General features: G+C 58.8%; 5 protein-coding genes and 5 pseudogenes. 5 read left to right on the top strand and 5 right to left on the bottom strand.

Going from position 1 to position 8328, the window contains the following annotated elements; all coding sequences use genetic code 11:
* Positions 1–230, bottom strand: a pseudogene (locus tag GCT19_RS40010) (ISL3 family transposase); the annotation flags it as partial.
* 67 nt (positions 231–297) lie between these two features.
* On the opposite strand from GCT19_RS40010, the pseudogene GCT19_RS40005 reads away from it, so the two are divergent.
* A pseudogene (locus GCT19_RS40005) lies at positions 298–631 on the top strand (ABC transporter transmembrane domain-containing protein); the annotation flags it as partial.
* 375 nt (positions 632–1006) lie between these two features.
* On the opposite strand, the gene GCT19_RS39995 reads toward GCT19_RS40005, so the two are convergent.
* The gene (locus GCT19_RS39995) at positions 1007–1309 is read right to left on the bottom strand and encodes a DUF3892 domain-containing protein (protein ID WP_152854957.1); all 303 of its coding nucleotides are present in this window, start codon (positions 1307–1309) and stop codon (positions 1007–1009) included.
* 187 nt (positions 1310–1496) lie between these two features.
* Here GCT19_RS39995 and GCT19_RS39990 point away from each other — a divergent pair.
* The 3 genes and pseudogenes from GCT19_RS39990 to GCT19_RS39980 all read left to right on the top strand — a co-directional run.
* Positions 1497–1835, top strand: a pseudogene (locus tag GCT19_RS39990) (IS6 family transposase); the annotation flags it as partial.
* Positions 1836–2491: 656 nt separating this feature from the next.
* The gene (locus GCT19_RS39985; RefSeq protein WP_152854956.1) at positions 2492–3433 is read left to right on the top strand and encodes an FkbM family methyltransferase; all 942 of its coding nucleotides are present in this window, start codon (positions 2492–2494) and stop codon (positions 3431–3433) included.
* Positions 3414–3626 (top strand): hypothetical protein, encoded by a 213-nt coding sequence (locus tag GCT19_RS39980; protein WP_152854955.1) that lies wholly within the window; start codon positions 3414–3416, stop codon positions 3624–3626. The genes GCT19_RS39985 and GCT19_RS39980 overlap by 20 nt, the downstream gene beginning before the upstream one ends.
* 111 nt (positions 3627–3737) lie before the next feature.
* Here the strand turns inward: GCT19_RS39980 and GCT19_RS39975 are convergent.
* The 3 genes and pseudogenes from GCT19_RS39975 to GCT19_RS39965 form a co-directional block, all read right to left on the bottom strand.
* A pseudogene (locus GCT19_RS39975) lies at positions 3738–3845 on the bottom strand (DDE-type integrase/transposase/recombinase); the annotation flags it as partial.
* Positions 3846–4030: 185 nt separating this feature from the next.
* Positions 4031–4744, bottom strand: coding sequence for a YecA/YgfB family protein (locus GCT19_RS39970; protein WP_176137721.1), 714 nt, complete (start codon positions 4742–4744; stop codon positions 4031–4033).
* A 44-nt stretch (positions 4745–4788) separates the two neighbouring features.
* Positions 4789–7718, bottom strand: a pseudogene (locus tag GCT19_RS39965) (Tn3 family transposase).
* 151 nt (positions 7719–7869) lie between these two features.
* Here GCT19_RS39965 and GCT19_RS39960 point away from each other — a divergent pair.
* On the top strand, positions 7870–8328 hold a 459-nt coding region (locus GCT19_RS39960), incomplete at its 3' end, for a phage integrase family protein (RefSeq protein ID WP_321576949.1).

Raw genomic sequence — 8328 nt, 5'->3', positions numbered from 1 at the left:
GTGCGCACTTCGAGGTAGCAGTCATGCTGGAAAAAGTTCAGGTGCCGGTAACGCTTGACGATAGTGTCATGCACGGGATGCGCGCCGGCCACCTCAGGATGCGCGAAGCGGCTTCCGGCAGTGAAGTCGATCTGGATCGTCAGCAGCTTGGTGGCCGCGTCGAAATCGACGCCGCTCACGAACCACGGATCACTTACACCCAATGCGGCTTCGAACAGCTTGCTGTGCATGACCTGCCTTCGTCTTGATTATGCAGAAACCGGGACGATACCACCCACTGGAAATTCAACAGAGGCAATTTTATCGATATCACTAGTATTGCAAATCATCAGTCTTTTTACGCCGATGTTCTTTCAGGCCGTAATGGATAAGGTGCTTGTCAAGCATGCGATGCAGACGTTGAATGTCATTGCGATTGGGCTCATTTCTGCGATCTTTTTTTGAAGTGACGTTGACTGGAATTCGCAACTGGCTATTTGCTCATACCAGCAGCAAGATCGACGTTGAACTCGGAGCTTGGCTGTTTCGCCACCTACTAGGCTTACCACTAACGTATTTTCAGTCTCGCAGGGTTGGCGATTCAGTGGCGCGCACAACTGCGACGCACAACGGGCAGCGCCTACGATCAGGCATTCCAGAAGTTGCTGGATCTCGCCGAAGCGTATGAAAACGCCAGGCGCGATGTCGTATTCCGGCGTCGTCCGGCGCAATTGATGTCGAGTCATGGCAAGCGGGGAGCCTGGCTTGCCCGGCTGCAAAAAGCGGGGTATTTGTGGCAACCCAAGTCTTAGCCTCCCTGGCCGACCTGCTGAAACACTTCCGCAAATCTGGGATGAACTCTGAGCCCGGATGGCACGCCCGGCATGTATGCCAACTTTCGGCGATTTGACCAGGTCATAATAACTTGGGCGCCTATGATAGGAAATTGTGCTTACCTTGTTCGCCCCCGAAATCCGGGCAAGGTGCGCTGGGCAGCATGGCGGTGGCGACGTTGAATACGCCATGCTCAACGACAACCATTTATTGGGCACTCGGGCAGGCCGAGAAGATTGTCCGCAATGGTCATGTCGTGCCCGGTCCTGAGGTATTTGTGGCCTTGCGGGGTTTGCCAGACGAACACATCAGCAGTCTCGCCACCTCCGACAACATAGAAGTTCCACTTACCCGTCTCAATCCCGTTAATAGCGTCTTTCTCCCTCATGTTCCACCGACTCCCGTCGGCATTCTTTCCGCCGATATGCGAAATGGCCTCGTGCCTACGCTGCCTATTCGTCTTGCTGATGCGGAGAACCTGAATACGCAGTGCCATACCCCCCCGGCCTTTATGATGGAGTTTGATATTGTGCGATCCATCATAGTAAGGACTTGCAGGGTTACACGTGGTTTATTTGCTATGCATTAGCGCTGCATCAAACAAAGCTGGTTTGTAAGGTCGTGGTGCAAATAGCGCTCAAGGATCGGTTAGAGTGTCGCCCTGACCGATTTGAGGAGCCGCGATGAACAAGCTGAAAAGTCTGGACGGGCTATTCGCCGGCCGTCATTTTGACCGTGAGGTGATCATTCTTTGTGTGCGCTGGTATCTGCGCTACAAACTCAGCCGGCGCGATCTCGTCGAGATGATGGCTGTGTGAGGGTTGTCGCTGGCTCACACGACGATTCTGCGTTGGGTGCGCCGCTATACGCCCGAGTTCGTCAAGCGCTGGAACCATTTTGCCACGTCTGCGGGACGGTCGTGGAGGGTTGACGAGACGTACCTGAAGATCCGGGGCAAATGGGTTTATCTATATCGGGCGGTGCATCGAGACGGCCAGACGGTAGACTTCATGCTCAGGGCTATTCCGGGCCAATTGTCAGCGACTAATCGTTGTGCGATGGAGGCGGACGCTGCGTATCCGGATCACCAGTTCCCTCGCTCGATCGCCACGCTTTCACGCGGCGTTGCAGGAGTGCGCAGTTGAGCGCCAGAAACAAGGTAGGAGCCGTCGCGGAGATCATGTTGTAGACGAAGCGTTCTCCCGTCGCTCTTACCACTTGGCGTTTGCTCTTTGAATGCGACGCTCGTGCGGCTGATGTGATAGGGCATACTGGTAATTTTAGAGGGTTCTTGATTGGCCAAGACGTGTGGAAACCCATTGCTAGGGTAGGCTTGAGAATGTCGCGGTCTTCGGGCTTTGAAAGAATCTGATCCCAGTCAAATGCTACTAAGGCATCTGCTTGTATCCTGTGCTTGCAGCGAGCGATTGTTCTCGCTCTGCTCACTGCGAAGCTTTTTTGCGAATCGTCAGAATTCCCGAAAGACCTGACGTTCTTTTTCCGGATTTCCGATCGAATGCGAGAGGAGAATCAGCTTCGAACTGGGCATTATCGACATATCATGCCTCTGCCGGTGACCACCTGATCCGGACCGTCAGGCTTTTACGATGGGCGGTTCCGCAAGTGCGGCAACTTTCACAAGTTCAAAACACGAGACTGCTCCCTTGCATTCTATTCCGTGACCGCCAGACAGTTGTTCCGGAAGCCAGAGAGACCTTGTCGACTACTTGGAGGCCCCCATGGAGGAGCGGCCGGGCATCGGTCCAGTTCGCGACTTTATGCCGCGATGGCCTTCTCGATCATGACGTTCAAGTATTTCAATGCGGCCGACCGTTTCGAACTGCTCTACGTGTCGCGCCTGCGCCGGCAGATCCCCGCTGGTTGCAGTGCGACGATTTCTAGTGAACTCCAGGAGAACACGATGGATCGTATCAGCGGACATACCTTTTTCCGGCGGTTTTTGCATCGAGACAGCACTGTTATCGATCTGGGCGCGAACAGCGGTACGTTTTCCCGGCTGATGTCGGAGAAATACGAATGCGTCTGTTACGCGGTCGAGCCGAATCCCGACTGTTTTGCGCGGCTCGGTGGCATGGCGCGCGTGAAGCCCTTCAACCTCGCGATTGCCGATCGTGCAGGGACGATGAGCTTCTTCGTGGCGGCGAATTCGGAGGCATCGTCGTTCATTCGTACCAGCGAGAACGATCGCGAGATCCAGGTGGCCGCTGTGCGGCTCGACGTGTTCACGCAGCAGCAGGGAATCGCGCGAATCGATTTGCTGAAGGTCGACATCGAAGGCGCCGAGGTGCCGCTGCTTGATTCACTGTCGGACGCGTTCCTGCGTAACATCGGCCAGATCGCGATCGAATTCCATGATTTTTGCGGCCTTGTGGAGAAGAGGGATGTCGCCCGGCTTGAGCAGCGGCTTGAATCACAGGGATTCCGGTCGATCAATTTCTCGAAGGAATCGCACGGGCACGAAGATCATCTGTTCGTAAACCGGGCCCGGTGTCCGCTCGGCTACGTCGAGTATGCGACCACGAAGTATGTGACGAGGTACCTGTTGGGCGTAGGCCGCATCATCGACCGCTGGAGGCGCGGTGGCAGCAAGCAACAGTGATTTGAACGGCTCTGATGTGATGGACGACTTCCGCAGTTCGGGGGCCGGCATATTCCAAAGTGGAGAATTGTCAAAGCCAGATCCGATGTTGGGGTGCGGGCGATTTACAGATGTTGAGGGTGAGGTTGGTTTTGTGGCTCCGGTGCAAATAAGTAGCGTGATCGAAATAATCTTTATAGATTTGGATACCTGATCGATTGAACAGGACGGCGTTCCAAGCCGCGGGCGCGGTGGTGTCGCTGAGCCTGAGCGCGCAGAGGTCGAACTGCGCCTTGCGAATGCGATGCATCAACTCGATGCCTTAAATCGTGATCGCGGCACTTCTGAACCGTTTGAATCCAAGCATCACGTTCGTTCTTGACTTGATGTGACGATGGTCCTGTTCGATCAGATTATTGAGATACTTCTGTTGGTGAGCACGAAATAGCCCACGCCGGCGACGGGATGCGCATTAAGCCAGGTTAGGCGTCCGTCCACGACAGCGGTATGCCGTCACGATCCTGTCGCGACGTGTACGCCGGGCCGTTGGCGTTCAGGGGAAGATCGGCATCATCCGGGATCTGGGGCATTGCGTGTCTCCGTAGGTGTGCTGCCTGATCAGTGAAACGTCGGCGAACTGGCCATGCAGCAATGCTTGTGCTTGCGGCCACTACCGCACGGGCACGGCTCGTTGCGCCCGACTTTCGGTTCTTCCCGGCGCATGGGAAGACGCGCCGGGATTTGCGCCAGTGCCCGCCGATGTGGCTCGAAGTAACGGTAGATATGGGTCAGTCCGGCAATCATCGTCTTCAGCAGTTCCTCGCGCTTTTCCGCAGGGATCTGTGGTGGCCGCATCTGAGGGTCGGGATTGTGTTCATGATGCAGCATCATGATCGGGATCATCGGTCCGCCGTGGTCCTCGTCGTGGATCAGCTCACCCCAGCTCGCGGGACGCATCTGTACGCCGCGCATGAAGCCGTGTGCCCAGTCGTTGGCCGGGGCAACACCATCCTCGCGTTCGAGCAACACGGGCAGGTACACATTCGGCTCATGCAGCGTTTGCCGCAATTCCACACTTATCGTGTTCCAGTGACGCATGAGCAGCTCGATGATTTCGGTGACCTGCCCGTCGCTTTCAAACGAAAAATCTTCCCCCCAGATCTGCGGCAAATACTCGCTGGGCAACACGATGTCGGGTCCGCAAATCAACGCGACGAAATATCCGTCGAGCGTTTCGATGTTCATCGCTGCATCGCCGATGGAGTCGAGAAACCCGGCGAGACGGGCGAAATCGTCATCGGCAAGCGGCTGTTGAGACGTCAAGTTATTCACAGGGGAGGTTCTCTTCGCGAGGTCGATGCGGCTGTATGCGATGATTATACGATGTCGAGCTCGCCGGGTATGGCGGCAAGGTCGGTTGAGCTTTCGGCAGTTTGCGAGGGACGCCGAATCCGCGGCTCCGCCCCCGGCATCGGCCGCAGTGGCCTGAACCTGCCGGCCTGAAGCTTGCGGTCCTTATGCCAGACGTAGTCGCCGGTCAGGTTGATGTGCTCCCAGCCAAGCGGCGACAGATGCGGCAGCAGCGCGGTGTCGGCAGGTACCCCGCGCTCGTGCATGGTCTGGGCAGCCCGCTCGAGGTAGACGGTATTCCACAGCACGATCGCGGCCGTGACCAGATTCAGCCCGCTGGCGCGATAGCGCTGAGCCTCGAAGCTGCGATCACGGATTTCCCCGAGGCGGTAGAAGAACACCGAGCGCGCAAGCGCATTGCGGGCCTCGCCCTTGTTCAAGCCGGCATGAACGCGACGGCGCAGCTCGACGTTTTGCAGCCAGTCGAGAATGAACAGCGTGCGCTCGATGCGGCCGATTTCGCGCAGTGCGACGGCGAGGCCGTTCTGTCTTGGATAGCTGCCAAGCTTGCGCAGCATCAGCGAAGCCGTGACGGTGCCCTGCCGGATCGACGTCGCCAGACGGAGAACCTCGTCCCAGTTCCTCCGGATGTGCTTTTCGTTGTACGTGTCGCCGATTATTGAGGCAAGCGCAGGATAATCCTTGGGATTGCATGGCACATACAGCTTCATGTCGCTGAGATCACGGATCCGTGGCGCGAACCGAAAACCAAGCAGGTGCATCAGCGCAAAGACGTGATCAGTAAATCCGTTGGTGTCATTGTAATGTTCCTGGATGCGCAGGTCAGATTCGTGATACAGAAGTCCATCGAGTACATAGGTCGAATCGCGCACACCGACGTTCACGAGGTTCGGATAGAACGGCGCGTACTGGTCGGAGATGTGCGTGTAGAACATGCGTCAGGGCTCGGCGCCGTATTTCGGATTCACGTGCCCCGTGCTCTCGGCCTTGCTGCCCGCACGGAACCGCTGCCCATCGGATGACGAGGTAGTGCCGTCGCCCCAGTGGGCGGCGAACGGATGGGCGAACTGTGCGTTGACGAGTTCAGCCAGCGCCTGTGAGTAGCTTTCGTCCCGGATGTGCCACGCCTGCAGCCACGACAGTTTTGCGTAGGTGGTACCGGGGCAGGCCTGCGCCATCTTCGTCAGTCCGAGGTTGATAGCATCGGCCAAGACCGTCGTGAGCAGCAGGGTCTTGTCTTTCGCTGTCTCGCCGGTCTTCAGGTGCGTAAAGTGGCGGGTGAAACCGGTCCAAGCGCCAACCTCCATCAGCAACTCGGTGATTTTCACTCGCGGCAGCATGACCGATGTATGGTCAATGAGTGCCTGGGCCGCCTCGGGTACCGCGGCATCGAGCGGCGTCATTTTCAGGCCCGATTCCGTGATGATCGCATCGGGCAGCCCGTTATCGGCGGCGAGGCGGTTGACGGTTGACAGTCGCTGCTCCAGCAACTGCCGCCGCTCGCTCAGGTAACGGTCGCAATCAGCGATGATCGGCAGCGGCAAGACATTGCCCTGCATGATCGCCTGGAAATTCTCTGCCGGCAGCAGGTAGTCGTCAAAGTCCCTGAACTGGCGCGAGCCCTGCACCCAGATGTCGCCTGAGCGTAGCGCGTTCTTCAGCTCGGCGAGCGCCCACAGTTCGTAGTAACGGCGATCGATACCGCTGTCGGGCATCACGAGTGGTTTCCAGCGTGGCTTGACGAAGGCGGTGGGCGCGTCGGCAGGCATTTTTCGCGCTCCGTCGTTGTCCATGGCGCGGATCGTATCGACGGCTGCAAGCACATCCGTCGCCGCAGGAGCGGCACGTAGCTTCAGGATGTCCAGGAAGGCCGGGGCGTACCGGCGCAGTGTCGCATAATGATCCCCGATCTGATGCAGAAAATCGAACGCTTCGGGCTAGGCGAGCTGCTCGGCTTCGCTGACGCTTTTCGTGAACGCCTCCCACGACATGACGGATTCGATCGCCTTGAACGCGTCGGCGCCGTTTTTCTTGGCTTCCAGCAGAGCCCGGCCCAGCTTCCCGTACAGTCTCACCTTGTCGTTGATGGCTTTTCCCGAACGATGAAACTGCTCCTGATGCTTCTTTTTCGCGGCATTGAAGAGCCGCCCAATGATGCGGTCGTGCAGATCGACGATCTCGTCGGTGACCGTCGCCGTTGCTTCGATCACGATGGCCACCAGGGTGGCATGACGGCGTTGCTTTTCAAATCTGGCCAGGTCGGCCGGCGTCATCTGCGCGCCTTCGCGGGCAATCTTGAGCAGGCGGTTCCGGTGCACCATCCGGTCGAGGCCTGCGGGCAGGTCAATGGCGTGAAGGATTTTGAGGCGATCGATATGCTTGAGCATCTGGCGTGAACTTCGTAGATGCGGCGGGTCGCGCGGGTGACGGCCTCCGCGCAGATCCGCTCAATCACGTTTGCGCTGGGCAGCAGGATTGCCCGTTGGAGCAGGTATCAAACCAGTGCCTGCGCGAGCACCAGGCCCTTGTCGGTCTGCATCGCCAGATCAACAAGGGCCTGCACGGCCGGGCGGTAGTCCTGCACAGTGAGCAGTCGCAGTTGCAGCGCGGACTGCAGTTCGAGCAGATGTTCGCGACGCGTCTGATCCCGCTTTGCATACTCTGTCCAGAGCATCGGTTCGATGCCGAGCTGTCCGGCAACATACTCCAGCAGCGCAGGCGGCGGTTCAACGCCTGCGCCCATGGTAACCCCCGGATAGCGCATGCAGCAGAGCTGGACGGCGTAGCCCAGACGGTTGGCCGCGCCCCGGTGCTGGCCGATCAGCGACCGGTCCGCTTCGTTGAATGTGTAGTGGCGGATGATCTCATCGTGGCTCTCCGGAAACGAGAAGAGGCTGTCTCGCTCGGCAGGCGAGAGAATGGTTCGTCGTGGCATGTTTGGCTCGGCAACGGGCGGGGATGGCGCCGATATGGATTGCGGCACTGATTCCACCGGATTGACGGTTCGAAAAGACGCAGTGTAGTCCGTTCTATCGTCATAGTCTTTCTTATCAAAAGGCATCGATTTCCGAGTTAAACTGGCGCTCATGAAAACGCGCCGCGCCTCTATAGCCTCCCCCCAGGCCGGCGACCCGCCCCGCTTCCCCGCCGCCGACGAACTCGCCGTGCTGCGTGCGTGGTATGCGGGACTGCCCGTGCGCGAGGCGGTCGAGCGCTATCAGTCCGCCTTGCTGGGCGGCGGCAAGTCCGCGCGCGCCGCGCATCGTGACGATCTGGCCGCCCTCCTCGATCATCCCGCGGAAGATCGCGCCCGGCACGCCAAGGCAGTCGCGCACGCGATCGAAGCGCTGCGCACAGCTCGCCCGCCAGAACCACAGATCACCGACGACGTCGCGCAGTGGCTCGCCCCGCGGGCCGTGCGTGTGCTGCACGCCGACGGCATCCGCACGCTCGCCGATCTGACCGTGCGCATCCCGCGTCGCCGCCAGTGGTGGAAAGCGGTGCCCGGCCTCGGCGTCGCCAGCGCCCGCGCCATCGAGACATTC

The organism is Paraburkholderia atlantica, assembly GCF_009362785.1.
Classification (GTDB): domain Bacteria; phylum Pseudomonadota; class Gammaproteobacteria; order Burkholderiales; family Burkholderiaceae; genus Paraburkholderia; species Paraburkholderia atlantica.
The sequence above is the reverse complement of the archived record's forward strand: the minus strand, read 5'-3'. Positions and strand labels throughout refer to the sequence as shown.